Source organism: Psychrobacter sp. Rd 27.2, assembly GCF_001921755.1.
Classification (GTDB): Bacteria; Pseudomonadota; Gammaproteobacteria; order Pseudomonadales; family Moraxellaceae; genus Psychrobacter; species Psychrobacter celer.
This window is the reverse complement of sequence record NZ_MRYB01000011.1, coordinates 49,195-66,283: the sequence shown is the minus strand read 5'-3', so window position 1 is coordinate 66,283 and position 17,089 is coordinate 49,195. Positions and strand designations below refer to the sequence as shown.

Here is a 17,089-nt window from a genome sequence, read left to right as displayed (position 1 = left end):
CGCTTGATTGCCAATGCAAGTTGAGTGTTGGTAACAATCAGCAGCCACTGAGTGATACGGTATAAAAAGACAGATGGAACGCATGTCTTATCACTTAATATTCTAAAGCTTAGTATCTAAAAGCTTATTCTTTAGATAAAACTTAGCTTTTAGACTCCGTCTCAACAATAAATTCGATCATAATAGAAGGAATATAATAATGAATGAACATACGTTAAAAGGTGAATGGAACCAAATGAAAGGTGCGGTTAAACAAAAATGGGCAGAGCTCACCGATGATGACCTCACTCATATCGAAGGCAGCCGCGACAAGCTAGTAGGCCGTGTACAAGAGCGTTATGGCCATGCCAAGGACCATGCAGAGCGCGAAGTAGACGAATGGCGTCGCCACAATAATTACTAACAGTAACTACTAATTGTACTTACTGAGCTAGTCTTCTCTACTCACTCACAGTGACCAGCTTAATTACTTGCTTTTGAGTACTTGCTGTTAAGTAAATGATAAATAGTAGAGAATAAAAAAGACCGCATGAGAGTGTGCGGTCTTTTTTTTGTATCGAACGAGCAGATACAATAAAACCGCATAGCAATGAATTGTTATGCGGTTTTATTGTTAACCATCCATGTTACCTATCACGGTTGCGTCATGTGCATCCTTGCACGCTATTCAACATAATGTGATACTGGGCATCCTGCCCTTTTTCTACGACTACCAGCAATCACTGCTGTTGTCAGCAAAGAAAATGTGTCCTTACTTCAGTTCCTATTATCATCCTGATGCTGATCACTGAATCATTATCCTTAATGCGGTCTACTCAATCCTTGAGTCACATTCCCTAATGCCGTGTGACTATAATGCCCAATCTATAATGTGATGTTAAGTGGCGTAAGCGTCATTGCGTGTAAGCATATACTTACATCGAAACTGATACACTCATTTTTATCCATCCAAACTATTGATAATTATCCATTTTATTTTATAAAAGTAACCGCCTGCTTGAAAAAATCATACGGCAATAAAAATAGATTGGCGTTGAACCTCTCTGCATCCCGCACAGTAGTCACCCAAAGTAGCCGATGCTTACGCAAATATTTGCAAAGTTTACAACTTATTAACAGCAAAGACACGCAGCAATGAGATTAGCGTCCTACTATGGTTATGTAAGCAAATATTTCAAAAAGAAGAAATATCCCCTATAGGAGAAGACATTGTGAAAATATTAAGACCTTCGTCTTTATCAGCGGTGGTCACCTCTGGTCTTGCTATCGCATTACTGAGTGTCTCTACCGTCGGTTGCACGGTCGCCGCGCCTGGATACGGTTATGATTACCCCATCTACGGCGGAGATGGTGATTATGACCGTGTCAGTTATAAGCGCGTCAGTCAGCAGCTACGCAATAACTTGCGCCGTAAAGGCTATCAAGTAATGGATATTAGAGCGGACAGTCATCGAGGCCGCCGCGCGCTCATTGCTTATGCCAAAAAGAACAACCAAGCATATGAGCTAAAATATAGCTATCCTGATCTGCGCTTGATCAGCTCAAACAAAAAATCTTGGTCCAATATCTGGGACGACGAAGACTACTATAAGAATGGTAAGTATAAGAACGATAAACACAAGAATCATGGTAAGTACAATAAGCACTATAAAGGTGGTGACGTCGAAGATCGTATCAAACAAGAGTCACGCTACCCTGCCATCAAACAACGGGCGATCAGAAAGGTTGGCGCCATGGGTTACCGCGTCAAAGACATTGAGCTGGAAGAAAAAAACAATCGCGGAGTGTTTGAGATTGAGGCAAAACGCGGCTCCCAAGAGTACGAAATATTTCTTGGCTATCCCAACCTAAATGTCATCAAAATAGAAAAAGACTAATTTTGATGAGATAGTGCGCGTCTCATTGATTATTCTTGTTTGTCCGTGCATTATTCGCGCGACTTTTTGTCAGATTTTGGCATCGTTGTGGTCTTGATGCCTCTGGTCAAATAAGCCAGCCCTTGGTTTGTTTGGCCATTTTTTGTAAACCGACTCATCACATTTTGACCCCATAAGAGGTTTTTATGCACATCACTACTTTTGTAAAGCCTGCCGCAGTGACTGCTATGGTTGCTGCCTTGGCACTGACGACTGGCTGCGTCACCGCGCCTGGCTACAATGCCTGTGGCGATCTATATGAAGACATTTATAAAGACACCAAGCTGTATAAGAAGCACAAAAAAACGCTGAAAAATATCGATAAAGAGCTGTATCAGCCTGCAATCGAGCAGCGCGCTGCCAATAAAGTCAGCAGCATGGGGTACCGTGTCAAAGATGTAAAATACAAAAAAGGCGACCACAAAATAAAGGTAAAAGCCAGACGCGGCGGCGAAGACTATAAGATCGAGCTTGATTACCCAAGCTATCAGGTGATTAAAATAAAAGAAGATTGAACTACTATTAGCCCTCCTGCTTCATCTCTTACCAGTCAAGTACTTCGATGACATCATAAGCAGGCGTCTCATAAGGGTGCGCCTGCTTTAACGCACTGATGACCTGCTCGATGTTTTCTTTTGCCACCACCATCTCAACGCGCCATTCGGTTACTTTTTCTAGTCTATCTTGCGCCCCGATATGCGGATGACTACCTGCCAAAGGCTTAAACTGCCCTGTACCCTGTACTTGCCAGCAGCACGCTTCATAATTGCCAATCTTACCGCCGCCCGCGGCAAACAGCGCTGATTTTACCGCCTCGAGCGCCTCATCAGGGATAAAAACGGTTAATTTATACATAGACTACCTCCTTCGAGCTTATTTAAAAAAACTACCATAGCTATAAACTTACTATGTTTTAGATAACGACGGATGATCAGTCCATATATAGCGTAGCAGCCAGTCCTTGGCGTCGCCTGCATAGTCGATGCCGATACGCGGGCGCAATGACACTGGCGGCTGACAGCCATCGTCTTCGACCCAAACGTCAGATACAGGGGCAATAGGCTTGCCATATAAATCACGATCAATGTGCAAGCGTTTGGTGAGCTTACCTGGTCCTGCAAACTGTTTGGGATCTATCAGCTGCTTACTGGGACGCCATTGCTGCTCGTCTGTGAGGCAGTCACTGTCGCCGGTCAAAAACCCTGCTCGTATCAGCACAGACTCGGGCGACTGGGCAGCCCCGCTGACTAAGTTGAGCATATGATGAACGCCATAAGTCAGATAAACATAAAATACGCCACCTGGCTCATACATAATCTTGGTACGTGAGGTGCGCGTGCCAGCATGAGCGTGGCAGGCTGGGTCTGCTACTCCAATATAGCCTTCGGTCTCCGAGATGCGCATACGTAGGATTTTTTCTGTGCCGTCGCTATCTATCAGCCGCCTGCACAGTACCTTACCTATCAAATCAGCGGCGACCACACAGGTGGGACGCGTAAACCAAATCGGCTCTAGTGCCTTGCTGTTTGTTTTGGGAAACCGCGTGTGAGACATGACTATCGACCTACGTGACACATTCAAAGGTATTATAAGTAGAATACCGTGCTTGTACCGTGCGTCTTTTTTACCAGTTCCGTAATTTTTTGCATAAAAAAACTGAGCACACGGCTCAGTCTTTTATAACGGTCTAAAAAAATCGCTTAGCTTAATGGGACGCCAATGCGGTTGGCCACTTCTTCGTATGCTTCGATCACATCACCCAATGACTGACGGAAACGGTCTTTGTCCAGTTTTTTCTTGGTGGTTTTATCCCAAATACGGCAACCATCAGGTGAGAACTCATCACCCAAGACGATACGGTCGTGGAATACGCCAAACTCAAGTTTGAAATCGACCAAGATCAAATCACCAGCGGCAAACAGCGCTTTTAGTACGTCATTGACTTGATAGGTTAGCTCTTGCATTTTTGCCAACTGCTCTTTGGTCGCCCAACCAAGAGACACGGCCAGTGACTCATTTACCATAGGGTCACCCAGCGCATCGTCTTTATAAAACAGCTCATAAGTAGGCGGCGTCAGTGCTTGCCCTTCTTCTAAGCCCAAACGACGCACCAAACTGCCAGCGGCAAAGTTACGCACCACGCATTCTACCGGAATCATATCCAGACGCTTGACCAACACTTCATCTTCTGACAGCTGCTTTTCAAAGTGGGTTTCGATACCCGCATCCGCCAATTTTTGCATGATAAACGCATTAAAGCGGTTATTGACGACGCCCTTGCGTGCCAATTGCTCGATACGCTTACCATCCAGCGCTGAGGTATCATCACGGAAGTGCAAAATCAGAAGATCATTGTCTTCTGTTTCATATACAGATTTGGCCTTACCTTTGTACAGCAGTTGTTGCTTTTGCATTATGGGAGTTCCTGTTCGTTCAAGCTTATGTGGTAAAAACGCGCAGCTACCGCTTTGGTTTGGCTCAGTCGATCATATACAATCGGCAAGGCAAAAACTCAGCGGTATAAGTAAAGAAATAAAATTAGTTTGAAGGCGTGCTAACCGTACGCTGAGGCTTTGGCAGTTGATACTGACTGCCTGAGTCATTTTTTAGTGTTAGGGTGTTTGTACCAGCGTTAGGCGTAGGATATAAAGGGACAAAAGGTGCAGGCTCTTTATTCGCTGGCAACTCAATCGGTGCCAGTTTTTTGCTTTGTTGGTATTCCAAACTACCATTGTCGCGTTTGCCAAGTACGTTTTTGATACTTTGGCAACCGCTCAATACGAAGGTGCTGCCCAAAACGACGGTTAGCAGCGCAGGGATTATCTTTGTGATCGTCGATGATGTTTTCATCATGTTATCTCTCTGAGTTAGCAATTTTAGCAATTATTGCTCAATGATACTAATGGTGCTCGATCATACGATAGCTCAATATTACTATAGCAAGTTGGCACGCACCAAAGCTTCATCGATAGTGGCATGATGCTTTTGTGCCAGCCATACCAACGGCAAGCGAATCCCTTTGTCGATCATACCCATTTTGTGCAGGGCATATTTGGCAGGAATCGGGCTTGACTCAATAAACAGATCACGATGCAGATGCTTGACCACATCATGAGCTTTGTCAGCAGCGGCAAAGTCGCCGCGCAGACCAGCGGTAAAGGTCTCACTCATGGCTTTTGGTGCGACGTTGGCCGTCACGGAGATATTGCCCTTACCGCCGACTTTCATCAAATCAAGCGCGGTGCCATCATCACCAGATAGCACCACCATTTTATCACCTACAGCTTTGATCAGCTGCTCACCGCGGCCCACTGAGCCTGTGGCGTCTTTGATAGCGACGATATTGTCGATATCGCATAAGCGCTCGACGGTCTCTTGGGCGATATCGACGACGGTGCGTCCTGGCACGTTATAGAGCATCTGCGGAATGTTGACCGCCTCGGCGATGGTCTTGTAATGCTGAAACAACCCTTCTTGCGGCGGCTTATTATAATAAGGCGCAACGAGCAAGGCGCAATCTGCACCAGCGTCGGCAGCATCTTGGGTCAGCTTGATGGCTTCCATGGTGTTGTTGGCGCCTGTGCCCGCAATCACTGGTACGCGACCTTTGACATGCTGCACAAAATAACGAATCACATCGCTATGCTCTTGCATCGATAGCGTTGCTGACTCGCCCGTGGTACCAACGGCCACCAGACAATGCGTACCTTGCTCAATCTGCCAATCTATGAGGTCTGCCAGACGTTTATAATCGACCGTGCCGTCAGGGTGCATGGGCGTTACCAAGGCTACCATTGAGCCTTGTAGTCGGGTTTTAATCTCGTCGTATGCTGTGCTCATAACCGTGCCTTACTGTATTATCCTAGCTTTTATCAAAGCTGTCACATGATAGGTCGTTTGCAAATGCCAGTGTGCGCCTCTACTCTACCTATCGTTATATAGGCAAAAATAGACGCTCATGGTATTACGTGCGATGTTTTATCTTACGTACTGTCGTACTGTGGAAATGCTGGTGTACACCAAGCACTTGCGATATAAATGCGTCTGTCTGATTCTAAAACAGAATCATTAACACATAATCATAAAAAACGCCTGTTAGTGTAGCATATTTTGATTTGACCGCTATCAATCAATTGAGATTACATCTACGTTGCCAATCAATAAAATGCTCACCGCCGCTCACCCATGACCTGCATCAAAAGTGCTACCCGTCATTAATGAGTCACCGTTTGGTGGCTTATTAATGACTGATTAGTGTAGCGCAATGCAGCAGCGCTGATAAGTGTTTTACAAAATATTAACGAATCGTCAACACATCGATAGTGGGCCGATACAAGCGAAACGGCAGACCACGCGTGCCAATACCGCTACTGACAAATATCTGGGCACTGGCATGCTGGTATAAACCGCGCTGCTTACCCATACGACTATTGCCAAGCATACCTTTGTGGCCACTGCGCTGGATGTCTTGTTGCTTTTGCGCCTGCCATATGTTTTTTTGTGTGGCTTTTGCTGCCCCTGTGATCAATAACGGCCGTGGTTGTGGCGATTTTGGCAAATCGCTGATACTATCAAACCGTGAGGCCAAAATAATCACCGGCTGACGCGCGTGGGTGATTTTTGTCCCAAGCTTGGCTTTGTCAGCGCTGTTTTGCTCATTGATTTCGCCACATTGTACAGGAACATCTTGCCAACCACACAGCACGGCTACAGGCGCATCTGATGCGTGCGCCGCTAAGCGCTGGGGTTCTTTTGTATTGTCAAAACGACTGGCAGATGGCGGCACGGCGGCGCATCTGAGCGGCAACGAGGTACACTGCTGACCAATGTAGCTGATATCAAGCACATCAAATGCGCAGGCCAAAGTGTCTTCTAATAATGGCTGGCCTTGCTTGGTGGTGTTGAGCGACTGATAACGCAAGTCTGAGGTACTCATCACTGTATAGACCGGTTTGTTGACCCCTTTAAACAGCATCAACTGCCCGACCAAATCGGCGCTAGGATAATACAGCCAATCACCGGCAATCAAAACCGCATCCACTGCCAAGTCATTGATGGTCGCAACCAGCTTACGAATATGGCGCGGCTTGCCACTATATAGCCCAATGCGTAGGTCTGCCAATACAGCCACCGTCAGTGGTGCCGACAAATCCAAATCGACAGTATGGTGCTCAAGGCGCAAACAATTGGGCTGTATGATAACGGTATAAAAATAGAGCAGCATGGCCGCCACCGCGATGAGCAGCACCGGCCACGCTAGGTCAAATAGACCTTCCATCCAGCCTGTCAGCAGAAGCAGCGCCCAAACGGGCATAGTATATGCGGCATAATACAGTATGAGCTTGCCCCAGATACGCAAAAACCGTCTGGTCGGATTGGCATTGAACGTCTGTAATCCTGACCATAGTAGAATATACGCAAGCAATGCGGCTGCTATAGAGATACTTAGCGTATAAAGTGCGTGGTCAGTCATAATTACCTAGCGGTTATGGATGAAGGTGGAACAATCGAGCAGTGGTTTTTGAGCAGCACTTAGCCATCATTGCTTATCAGTCAATGCTTATTTAGCAGGGGCTACAACGCCCTATAAACTGGGCTGGGCTGACAAAATAGGGCTGACAAGACGCAGATCATAAAATAATAGCTGGCAAACCCTAGCGATTAGACAGCGCCTGCCACCGCCAAATGTGCGACCAGCCAGCATCGCCCAAACGATATGTGGCGAGTTGGATAAAAAACCAGCCATTATAGAGGCCGAGCTCTATGATAGACAAGCACAATTGTAAACCCATGTATTCACTTGACCTATCTTGCGTGCCGTACCGATGATGCTTGCTGAGACGTCTCTAATGAAGCATAGGGTTGATCGACCCGCTCAGCATTCTGCTGGCTGCTTCATTATACTGACAGCCTATGTCAATCATTGCCCTATTTATCCAGTTCCCTCCAGTCAGATGCTCGTATTGCGTGACGGCTCCTGCATGACACAAAGCTACTCGATACGCAGACCAATGATACCTGGGATACCTTGACGAATGACCTCAATGGTCACCACGCCTTTTTTGGGTAGCGTTGAGATGGCACTGGAAAAATCAGTGACTTTTTTAATCGGCTTTTGGTGAAAATTGGTAATCACATCGCCTGCCATGATGCCTGAGCGCGCCGCCAGCCCTGTGGGGTCGACTGTGGTGACTAAGATGCCAGTTTTGTTGTCAACTGCCAGCTCTGCTTGCTCATCGGCGGTCAAGTCACGTAAGCGCAGTCCAAGCTGTATATCATTGTCTTGCTGATCGCCGCTTTGTGCTCGAACATCATTGGGTGCATAGGCCAGTGTGCCACGCGCGAGCATCCGTTTACCATCGCGCTGAATCTGTACATGAAACGCGTCGTTGGGCTTGGCACGGTTGAGTAAATTCAACAAATCCGAGGCGCGCATGATTTGCACATCATTATACTGCAAAATAATATCACCAGATTTTAGCCCTGCTTTTTGAGCGGGCGAATCTGGTGACACGCGAGTCAGCAACGCCCCTTGCGGCCGCGCCAAGTTATACGCTTCTGCCAAGTTGCGATCGATGTCTTGTGGATAAATACCAAGATAGGCACGGGCGACTTCACCATTAGTTTTTAGCTGCTCGTAGATATCCATCGCCGCATCAATCGGGATAGAAAACGACAGCCCCATATAGCCACCTGTACCACTAAAGATACGCGAGTTGATACCGATGACTTCGCCGCGCTGGTTAAATAGTGGGCCACCTGAGTTTCCTGGGTTGAGTGCCACGTCGGTTTGGATAAACGGCACACTGGTATCGCGTGAAAAATTGCGCGATTTGGCGCTGACGATACCAGCCGAGGCCGAATAATCAAAACCAAAGGGCGAGCCAATCGCCAGTACAGGCTCCCCAACTTTTAAACCATTTGAATCACCGATCGGTAACGCGGGAAACTGCTTACCACTGACCTTTAGTACCGCCACATCCGAGCGCTCATCGCTACCGACCAAGGTGGCATCCAGCTCTGTCCTATCGTTAAGCGTGACGGTGATTTTGTCCGCGCCTTCGACCACATGATGGTTGGTCAACATATAGCCATTTGTAGTGACAAAAAACGCGGTGCCGTAGGCATGCTCAATCGCTGGGGTCGCGGCTTGATCCGGAATACGCAGACGATCGCCAAAAAACTGCCTGAGCAGCTCTGCCGTTTGGGCCTTAGCAAGCTCTGCCTCACTGACGGTTTTGGTGACATTGACACGCGCCACCGCTGGGGTGACCTGCTGTACCAAATCCGAAAAATCCGCCGTGGTGACGGCAGCGTGTGCGCTTGGTATCGCCGTGGTATATACCCCTGCCAGCATCGCTGTGCTCATGGCAAGCGCTAAAGTGCTGCGATGTAGCCAATGGCGCATACGAGGTTTGGCTGGCGCTGTAGACATATTGATAGGCATCGTGTCCTCCATATGAGTGATCATTATTATTGTCAGTGGCCGTTCTGCATCTCAAAGACGATGCTATGTACAGTTAGGTAAGTGCTGCTGGAATACGTTTTGCACAGTCTGTATGACACCTGATAGCACGCAATAAAACCTATTCGGACAGGACGAGACAAACAATGTAGCAGCACAGCCGCGTGATGCAAAGGTGGCCATGGCCATGTCTTATCGTTTTATCCGTACTGTTGTCCCTGATTTCAATCCCTTTTTGTTATGCAATAGGTTACTGGTTTTTTTGCTGCAATACCATTGGCCGTCAGTATTTTTGTATCAGTATCTTTATATCAATATCTTTATAGTAGCGACAGGCCATCGGTACGACAAAGATGGCGACAAAAAGACAGCTACTGTATGATAAATCAAAGCGCTGGCCTATATTATCTGAATGAGACCAGTATCTTTTAGCGTCACATCATGATCTGCTGCGGCGCTAACGTTGCCAAATATGGCCGGTTATCACGCAATAGTCAGTCACACGGCAACTAGCAGCGATGAAATAAAATCATGTTATGATAGCAAGCCAAATAACTTTATAAACAAACAAAAGTCAATCAAAAAAAACCGATTGGATTGACCTTGCGTTTATCAACTTGGCTCGTATTAGTATCGCCCTTATTTTCCATCTTTTGCATGACTAGAGGCGTTTATACCTTATCTCAACCTTGTCAATAACTCAAAACTGCCTATCAGCTACTAAGTAGGCCATACGGGTCATATAAACCCGCCAACCGAGTCCATGATTGGCGTAGGTTTGATGACACGGATTGACTGTTGGATTTGGTGTTTTTATCTAGGCATGCTTTTGTCTTTATTACTTTATAGTATATATCACATCTGGCTCATGTTTGGATGCATGATGGCTATCTGCTGATGGCCTTGCTACTAAAAAGCTTGCGACCGTTTGCGACATCGATACACACTGCCGATAGCAGGCAGCGCGGTCGCCCAAGCAATGGATAGATATAACATATGACAAGATTACAAAAGGATTAATGTATGGATACCGCCCTATTACTATCTGGCGTGGTTGGGATTGGCATCGCCGCCCAATGGCTGGCTTGGTATTTAAAGCAACCGTCCATTTTATTTTTATTATTGATAGGTATCATCGTCGGGCCGGTTTTGGGTATTTTTGACCCTGATTTGGTGCTCGGTGAGCTGATGTTCCCCTTCATATCTTTGGGGGTGGCGATTATTCTATTTGAAGGCTCGCTGACGCTAGAGTTTGATGAAATCAAGCAACACGGCACTGTCGTACAAATGCTGGTCTCGGTCGGCGTACTGATCACCATTGCTATCGTGGCGTTATCGACGTATTTATTATTTGATGTCGATCCACTGATTGCCCTGTTATTCGGGGCCTTGGTCTGTGTGACAGGCCCGACAGTCATCATGCCGCTACTGCGTAGTGTACGCCCCAATAAGACCATCTCCAATATCCTCAAATGGGAAGGCATCATCATCGACCCGATCGGTGCCATCGCTGTGGTATTGGTCTATGAGTACATCATCTCAGGCGGCGAAGCCAGCAGTATCTTATTGTTTGCCAAAATTGTGGTACTAGCGACAGCGCTTGGGATGGCAGGCGCTTGGCTGCTTGCATTCCTCATGCGTCGTCATATGATTCCTGAGTTTTTGCGCAATGTCTTTACCCTAGCCTTTGTGCTGGTGCTGTTTTCGGTATCGAACCATTTAGAGCACGAGTCCGGTCTATTGACGGTGACGGTATTGGGCGTGGCGCTGGCCAACTGGCCAAAATTCCCGCGCGAGACGATTTTGGAGTTTAATGAATCCTTAACCATCTTGCTCATCTCTGTGCTCTTTATCATCCTTGCTGCCCGTGTTGAGCTGGCAAGCTTGCTAAGTGTTGGGTTTGCAGGATTGGTGCTGCTGGCTATCGTCATGTTTGTGGCGCGGCCTTTGTCTGTCTGGGCATCGGCCATCGGCTCAAACCTTAAGACCAATGAAAAGCTGATGATCAGCTGGATTGGGCCGCGTGGTATCGTCGCTGCTGCTATCTCATCTTTGTTTGCTATCCGCTTACAAGAGTATGATATCCAAGGCGTCGAGCTGCTAGTGCCACTGGTGTTTATGGTCATCATCGGTACGGTCTTGATCCAAGGCTTGGGTGCCAAAATGGTCGGCAACTTGCTGGGCGTGCGTGAGCCTGAAACCAATGGCATATTGGTGGTCGGCTCAAACCCTGTCGCGCTTCTTATCGCCACCTCACTCAAGGACCAAGGTTTTGATGTCATCGTCGCTCACAACAACTACACCAATATTGCTCGCGCCCGCATGAGTGGCCTACGTACTTATTTTGGCAACCCCATCTCAGACCATGCCGACCATCATCTGGATTTGATCGGTATCGGCCGTCTGTTTGCCATGAGTATGGATAAGGAGATGAACACCTTATCTGAGATACATTATCGTCACGAGTTCGGTGAGCGTAAGCTGTATCGTCTTAAGTTTAGTGACGAAAAAGTCAAAAGCGAGCGCGACGATAAGCAGTCAAACTTCCATTCACAATGGCTGTTTGGCAAAGACGTCACCTATACCAAGCTTGCCAGTATGCTGTCCAAAAAGGCACGTATCAAAATCACCAACATCACTGACAGCTATAGTTTTGAGCAGTATAAGGCCGATAATAAACAATTTGTGCCGCTCTATACCGTCGACAAAGAAGGCAAGCTCCACGTCATCACCGACAAGTTTGATGGGACGGTGCCGCGCGATCGCAAGCTTATCTCCTTGGTAGTGGACGATGAGGTGCAACCAAAGCCAGTCGATGTAACGCCAAAGCAAGAGCAAGCGCGTATGGCGGCGGATGCCAACTTTGAATCCAGCTCCAAAGCGCCTGAAAAACGTAAAGAAAAAGAGCTGAACGAAGAAAGTACTGACGCTACCGAGCCTGTGAGCGTAACGGGCGCAGACAAAGTCGCTGGCGATACAACTGCCGAGCAAAATCCTGAGCAAAATGCGCCAACGCACATGCCAAAAGACGCAAGCAGCAGCTTGGCTACAGCCGCAAACGCCGCCGCGACGTTGGATGCCGCGACGCCAGACCGCTCAGCAGCTCAAGTACAAAACGCTGATATTGCCAGCTCCGCTACAGTCGCCAAAACCAAGGCAGCTAATAGCAGCAATACCAATGGCAATGGTCATGCGCCTAAGACCAAAAAAGGCTCGCTGGATCCCAATCGCTTCCCTGATGCCGGTCAAGATACTGCAACCGACATGGACAGCCACAAAGACCCAGACGCATAACTGAGCCATAACTGACGCATCACCAGACAAGTAACCATAGAGAAACCCCCAACCGACGTTGGGGGTTTTTTCTACGCCGCCGCTTTTATATTAGCTCCAGCCTCTCTTGTACCGCCTGCCAGATGCGCGCACCAACCTCCTCGGCGCTGCCCGACGCCTCGATGCGCTGTATGCGCTCAGGATACTGGCGCGCAAGCGTGTCAAACCCCTCATACACCCGCGTAAAAAACGCATCCGCTTGCTGCTCAAAGCGATCGGCGGCGCTGCGCTTGCCAGCACGCCGCATCCCCTCAGCGACTGGTAAATCTAACCACAACGTCAGCTCAGGCAACTGCGGTACAAACTGGGCAATCAGCATATCAATCTTTGCGCGCACTGCCTCATCACCATGGGCGCGGCCAAACCCTTGATAAGCCACGGTTGAGTCGGTAAAACGATCACATATCACCCACCTGCCAGCTTGTAGCGCGGGCAAAATCACTTGCTGCATATGATCGCAGCGCGCAGCAAACATCAATAGTAGCTCAGTGTCGTCATTTATGTCGGTCGCAGGGTCTAGGAGTATCTGGCGCAGATGCTCAGCAAATGGGCTGCCACCAGGCTCGCGGGTACGCAGATAGTCGATACCACGGCTATCTAAACGTGTGCATAGCTGCTCGATCGCTGTGGTTTTACCCACGCCCTCAGTGCCTTCAAAACTGATAAAGCGACCTTGTATTATCTGATTATCAGTAGTGTCTTGCGCCAGATTGGTATCGGTATTGGCAGGTATAGATACAGACATGAGATGACCTTGTGTCATGATTAAGCGCTATGAGGTGACATAGCGCTTGATAAATAGGTGTATGGTTTCAAAAAGAGCATCACGTAACGGAAATTATCGCTAACGGGTATTACTGCGGCGGTGTTTGTGCTTTCTTTTCGCGCATGATGCTTAGGTAATCTTTTACCGCTTGATTGTGCTCAGCCAAGCTATTGGTAAATTTGTGCCCGCCATTGCCTGTTGCCACAAAATATAGCGCCTCGCTATCTGCTGGATGCAAGGTCGCCTCGATAGAAGCGGCCGACGGCAGGGCGATGGGCGTTGGCGGCAACCCATCGATTTGATAGGTGTTATATGACGTTTTTTCATCGATGTCTTTACGGCGAATATTACCATCATAACGGCTGCCCATACCATAGATGATGGTTGGGTCTGTTTGCAGGCGCATGCCCTTATCCAAACGGTTTTTAAACACTGCCGACACCAATGGACGCTCATCAGCGATGCTGGTTTCTTTTTCGATAATAGAGGCCATGACCAGTGCCTGATAAGGCGTCTGATACGGCAGGTTCGGCGCACGGCTTTCCCAAGCATCAAACAGCGCTTGCTGCTGACGCTTATACAGATCTGTTAGTACCTGCTTATCGGTTGAGCCTTCACCATAATAGTAAGTGTCTGGCGCAAACCAGCCCTCAAGGTTGTGATTGACGATGGGGTCGTTGCTACTGATTACCGCCTCTGGCAAGATACCGACCAAGTCAAGCCCCTGAGCGATGCTGGCATTACTCGCGGGAGTGGTGCTGTCGTCACTATCTTGCAATACTTCTTTTTTGATGCCTGGGTTGTCACGTAAAGTCTGATAAAGGTCGCTTGCAGTCTTGCCTTCGATGATCTGTATCTTGACCATGGCAGCTTTTGCGCCTTGCTCTAGTATCTGTAGTGCCTCAGCGATGGTTGGATTTTCAGGCAGCTGATAGATACCAGCGTGCAGCGGCGCATCGACTTGCGACTTGATATAGAGCTTGGCCACACTGGCAGAAAACAGCGGAATCTGCTGTTGCCACTGCGGCAATAGCCCATAGTAAGTCTGACCCTGCTCAATCGTCACCATCTGCGCTGGCTGCTCGATACGGCCAAACAGCGTCTGATAAACCATCACCAAAAAAAACGCGGCGATCAGCCCCAGTACCAGTAACACCTGATAGCCCCGCTGCATAAAAAACGACGGATTGTCGACTTTGTAAGTGCGCGGTTTACCCTCGCCGCTGATGAGCGATACATCTGTCGCAGGCGCTTCTGCTACGTTGGTGGCTGACGGCTCTACAGGCGTGTCATCCGTACGCGGCTTTTTAGCATTCGACGATGCAGCATGGTCTTGCTGGTTTTCTGGTGTATCATTGGGGCGTTCGGGCGGCGACTCAGGGGTTGGTGTGCTCATGACAACTCACGGGGCAGAAGTTTGCTAGAATTTAGCACTGAACCGTGTGATTTTCAATGGGATTTGTTTAGCTTGTTACTTTTACTGCAGCGCTTACACCTACTTACTGGGCACAAAAACGCATCATGAACTTATATTTTAATCAAAGTCTGGCCAAAAACTACAACTCCAAACCACAGATTATTCGTGTGCTTAGTGAAGCATGGGTAAAAGACAACGGTTACTGTCCCAACTGTGGCATTCAACCATTAGCTGAGTTTGGCAATAATAAACCTGTGGCTGATTTTTATTGTGCAACTTGTGCCGAGCAATACGAGCTAAAAAGCAAACAATCAAAATTAAGCAATATTATCAATGATGGCGCTTATGCCACTATGCTTGCGCGTATCAATAGCGACGACAATCCAAGCTTCTTCTTTTTGACCTACTCCCAAGAGTATCGCGTTAATAATTTTCTGATTATTCCCAAGCAGTTTTTTAAGCCCGATATTATTATCAAACGTAAACCATTGGCAGCCTCTGCCAGACGTGCAGGTTGGGTCGGCTGCAATATTGACCTGCGCCGAGTACCAGAAACGGGAAAGGTGTTTTTGGTCAAAGACCAGCAAGTGATACCGCGCGACAGTGTCACGCAGCAGTTTCAAAAGACGTTGTTTTTACGTAAGCAATCCATCACGTCACGAGGTTGGACGCTAGATGTTTGGCAGTGCATTGATAGATTGGGTGATAAATTTAGCCTGCAACAAGTTTATGCTTTTGCTGATGAATTACAACTCAAGCATCCTGACAACAACCATGTGAAAGATAAAATTCGCCAGCAACTACAAGTGCTACGAGATAAAGGCATTATTGAGTTTGTGGGCCGTGGTTATTATCAGAAACTGAGCTAAGCTTACTATAGGCGATCACTTCTCTAAAGTCTTTTTGCTAGGATCAGCAGCACCAACCCTAGCAACAGTGAGAATGATTATGAAAAATGACACAGGCTTAAAAACTTATCAAATAGAAATAGTTGAAACGATGAGCGCTATTATAGACATAAAGGCTGAAGACGATTCTTCAGCGATTATGCAAGCGCAAGAAAAGTATAGAAATGAAGATGTTGAGTTAAATTATGATGATTTAATCGAGACTAAATTTAATATCTTTGATGTGAAATAAGCGACTAGTTAAACTCAACTGCCTCACCTGATAGCAAAGTAAGCGAGCTCATCGGCATCACCCCGCGCAGCGCATTACAAAAGAATAGCCGCGTTAACCGTGGCAACTCCTCATCATGTAATGAACGCATGACTACTGGTCGTTCTGTATTCGCAAGCGCATCGATGATTACTTGTCGCATGACCCCAGCGACACCCGACTGCGCCATCGACGGCGTATACCATTGGCCAGTGGTCAGATAGTTGGCCTGAGTTTGGTCGTGATCGCTGCTGATTGACACAGGTGGCGGCGACTCTGCTAGTTGATAAAACACATTGCTCATCGTGCCCTCTACCCAGTGTCCGCTCATATCGCGTAGCAGACCTTCGGCGATCTCTGGCTGTGCAGGGTTTGGCACCGGCTGAGCATTTAACCACTGCGCTTTGTACCGTTGCAGCTCACCGCTCGCGAGGACATTGTCCAAGCGGTTGAGGCTTTTGAGTCCAGCCAATGGCGGCGGTAGGCAAGCAATCTTCGCCGATAGGCAAACGGCGGCACAATTAGGCTGCCTAGGTATCATGCGTCCATCAGGTAGCGTGATTTGCTCTGCTGTCTTGACAGGCATAGCGGCCACTTTTAGCCAGACATCACAGGCGCGACCAGCTGCATCAGGCGCATAGCCATAGCCGCGTACCGCCTGCGTACTACGCGTGACGATCAGCTTTAGCATGCCTTGTTGCAGCTGCTTGCCATAGACGGACAGTTGGCTCATGAGTGCTGGGCAGTCTATATCCAGCTGCAGTGCTTTTGCATGGCTAAGCAGTCGCTGTCGATGCTGCTGCTGCCACAGTATCTGCCCATCGACGACGCCCATGGTGGTAAAAAAACCATCAGCGTATGCCAGTCCGCGATTGTCTAGGGCGACTGCAGATGCCGCTGATTGTTGTTTTGCAGCATCTAAGTCTAGCGCCTCTAGGTGCTGGCCGGCCAATTGTAGACAGTGCCAAGCACTGCTCGGTAGGGAGGCAGCGTTAGCAAGTGGTAGTGCTATATCAGATGTCGGCATTGAATCG

At 47.9% G+C, this 17,089-nt stretch carries 16 protein-coding genes; 6 read left to right on the top strand and 10 right to left on the bottom strand.

The features are described from left to right. The first annotated feature begins 199 nt into the window (after positions 1-199). The 3 genes from BTV99_RS09895 (at position 200) to BTV99_RS09885 (ending at position 2,431) form a co-directional block, all read left to right on the top strand. Positions 200-403, top strand: a complete 204-nt coding sequence (locus BTV99_RS09895; protein WP_075102206.1) for a CsbD family protein — start codon at positions 200-202, stop codon at positions 401-403. An 808-nt stretch (positions 404-1,211) separates the two neighbouring features. Further along, on the top strand, positions 1,212-1,877 hold the full coding sequence (locus tag BTV99_RS09890) for a hypothetical protein (protein WP_075102205.1): 666 nt from the start codon (positions 1,212-1,214) through the stop codon (positions 1,875-1,877). A gap of 185 nt (positions 1,878-2,062) precedes the next feature. Continuing rightward, entirely contained in the window at positions 2,063-2,431 is a 369-nt protein-coding gene (locus BTV99_RS09885; protein WP_075102204.1) for a hypothetical protein, read from the top strand. 28 nt (positions 2,432-2,459) lie between these two features. Here BTV99_RS09885 and BTV99_RS09880 read toward each other — a convergent pair whose 3' ends face one another. The 7 genes from BTV99_RS09880 to BTV99_RS09850 form a co-directional block, all read right to left on the bottom strand. Then, positions 2,460-2,771 carry a YqfO family protein gene (locus BTV99_RS09880; protein ID WP_075102203.1) on the bottom strand — a complete coding sequence of 104 codons (312 nt, stop codon included), beginning with the start codon at positions 2,769-2,771 and terminating at the stop codon, positions 2,460-2,462. 51 nt (positions 2,772-2,822) lie between these two features. Beyond that, positions 2,823-3,470: a DNA-3-methyladenine glycosylase gene (locus BTV99_RS09875; RefSeq protein ID WP_075102202.1), complete on the bottom strand. Its 648-nt coding sequence runs from the start codon at positions 3,468-3,470 to the stop codon at positions 2,823-2,825. Between the two features lie 146 nt (positions 3,471-3,616). Further along, positions 3,617-4,330, bottom strand: a complete 714-nt coding sequence (gene purC / locus BTV99_RS09870) for a phosphoribosylaminoimidazolesuccinocarboxamide synthase (RefSeq protein ID WP_075102201.1) — start codon at positions 4,328-4,330, stop codon at positions 3,617-3,619. Between the two features lie 124 nt (positions 4,331-4,454). Next, complete coding sequence (locus tag BTV99_RS09865) at positions 4,455-4,769, bottom strand: hypothetical protein (protein ID WP_227679979.1); 315 nt, start codon at positions 4,767-4,769, stop codon at positions 4,455-4,457. An 81-nt stretch (positions 4,770-4,850) separates the two neighbouring features. Then, complete coding sequence (gene dapA, locus BTV99_RS09860; RefSeq protein ID WP_075102200.1) at positions 4,851-5,756, bottom strand: 4-hydroxy-tetrahydrodipicolinate synthase; 906 nt, start codon at positions 5,754-5,756, stop codon at positions 4,851-4,853. 457 nt (positions 5,757-6,213) lie between these two features. Further along, positions 6,214-7,389, bottom strand: a complete 1,176-nt coding sequence (locus BTV99_RS09855; protein ID WP_075102199.1) for a hypothetical protein — start codon at positions 7,387-7,389, stop codon at positions 6,214-6,216. 519 nt (positions 7,390-7,908) lie between these two features. After that, positions 7,909-9,324 carry a Do family serine endopeptidase gene (locus tag BTV99_RS09850; RefSeq protein WP_075102244.1) on the bottom strand — a complete coding sequence of 472 codons (1,416 nt, stop codon included), beginning with the start codon at positions 9,322-9,324 and terminating at the stop codon, positions 7,909-7,911. Positions 9,325-10,404: 1,080 nt separating this feature from the next. Here BTV99_RS09850 and BTV99_RS09840 point away from each other — a divergent pair. Continuing rightward, a complete protein-coding gene (locus BTV99_RS09840) occupies positions 10,405-12,675 on the top strand; it encodes a sodium:proton antiporter (protein WP_075102197.1) in 2,271 nt (756 codons plus the stop codon). Between the two features lie 85 nt (positions 12,676-12,760). On the opposite strand, the gene tmk is transcribed toward BTV99_RS09840, so the two are convergent. Both tmk and mltG read right to left on the bottom strand, forming a co-directional pair. Continuing rightward, positions 12,761-13,393, bottom strand: coding sequence for a dTMP kinase (tmk, locus tag BTV99_RS09835; protein ID WP_241900618.1), 633 nt, complete (start codon positions 13,391-13,393; stop codon positions 12,761-12,763). Between the two features lie 175 nt (positions 13,394-13,568). Beyond that, on the bottom strand, positions 13,569-14,876 hold the full coding sequence (gene mltG / locus BTV99_RS09830; protein ID WP_075102196.1) for an endolytic transglycosylase MltG: 1,308 nt from the start codon (positions 14,874-14,876) through the stop codon (positions 13,569-13,571). 125 nt (positions 14,877-15,001) lie between these two features. Here mltG and BTV99_RS09825 point away from each other — a divergent pair, with 125 nt between their 5' ends. Together BTV99_RS09825 and BTV99_RS09820 are read left to right on the top strand one after the other, a co-directional pair. After that, positions 15,002-15,766: a DpnI domain-containing protein gene (locus BTV99_RS09825; RefSeq protein ID WP_075102195.1), complete on the top strand. Its 765-nt coding sequence runs from the start codon at positions 15,002-15,004 to the stop codon at positions 15,764-15,766. 79 nt (positions 15,767-15,845) lie between these two features. Continuing rightward, positions 15,846-16,037, top strand: coding sequence for a DpnD/PcfM family protein (locus tag BTV99_RS09820; protein WP_075102242.1), 192 nt, complete (start codon positions 15,846-15,848; stop codon positions 16,035-16,037). Positions 16,038-16,041: 4 nt separating this feature from the next. Here BTV99_RS09820 and BTV99_RS09815 read toward each other — a convergent pair whose 3' ends face one another. Beyond that, positions 16,042-17,082 carry an aminotransferase class IV gene (locus BTV99_RS09815; RefSeq protein WP_083608613.1) on the bottom strand — a complete coding sequence of 347 codons (1,041 nt, stop codon included), beginning with the start codon at positions 17,080-17,082 and terminating at the stop codon, positions 16,042-16,044. Between the last annotated feature and the right edge of the window lie 7 nt (positions 17,083-17,089).

What these genes read in the sequence shown, in the direction of transcription:
- BTV99_RS09895 (WP_075102206.1), top strand. Translation starts at nt 200, where the DNA reads ATGAATGAACATACGTTAAAAGGTGAATGGAACCAAATGAAAGGTGCG.
- BTV99_RS09885 (WP_075102204.1), top strand. Translation starts at nt 2,063, where the DNA reads ATGCACATCACTACTTTTGTAAAGCCTGCCGCAGTGACTGCTATGGTT.
- BTV99_RS09880 (WP_075102203.1), bottom strand. Translation starts at nt 2,771, where the DNA reads ATGTATAAATTAACCGTTTTTATCCCTGATGAGGCGCTCGAGGCGGTA.
- BTV99_RS09875 (WP_075102202.1), bottom strand. Translation starts at nt 3,470, where the DNA reads ATGTCTCACACGCGGTTTCCCAAAACAAACAGCAAGGCACTAGAGCCG.
- purC (WP_075102201.1), bottom strand. Translation starts at nt 4,330, where the DNA reads ATGCAAAAGCAACAACTGCTGTACAAAGGTAAGGCCAAATCTGTATAT.
- BTV99_RS09865 (WP_227679979.1), bottom strand. Translation starts at nt 4,769, where the DNA reads ATGATGAAAACATCATCGACGATCACAAAGATAATCCCTGCGCTGCTA.
- dapA (WP_075102200.1), bottom strand. Translation starts at nt 5,756, where the DNA reads ATGAGCACAGCATACGACGAGATTAAAACCCGACTACAAGGCTCAATG.
- BTV99_RS09855 (WP_075102199.1), bottom strand. Translation starts at nt 7,389, where the DNA reads ATGACTGACCACGCACTTTATACGCTAAGTATCTCTATAGCAGCCGCA.
- BTV99_RS09850 (WP_075102244.1), bottom strand. Translation starts at nt 9,324, where the DNA reads ATGCGCCATTGGCTACATCGCAGCACTTTAGCGCTTGCCATGAGCACA.
- BTV99_RS09840 (WP_075102197.1), top strand. Translation starts at nt 10,405, where the DNA reads ATGGATACCGCCCTATTACTATCTGGCGTGGTTGGGATTGGCATCGCC.
- mltG (WP_075102196.1), bottom strand. Translation starts at nt 14,876, where the DNA reads ATGAGCACACCAACCCCTGAGTCGCCGCCCGAACGCCCCAATGATACA.
- BTV99_RS09825 (WP_075102195.1), top strand. Translation starts at nt 15,002, where the DNA reads ATGAACTTATATTTTAATCAAAGTCTGGCCAAAAACTACAACTCCAAA.
- BTV99_RS09820 (WP_075102242.1), top strand. Translation starts at nt 15,846, where the DNA reads ATGAAAAATGACACAGGCTTAAAAACTTATCAAATAGAAATAGTTGAA.
- BTV99_RS09815 (WP_083608613.1), bottom strand. Translation starts at nt 17,082, where the DNA reads ATGCCGACATCTGATATAGCACTACCACTTGCTAACGCTGCCTCCCTA.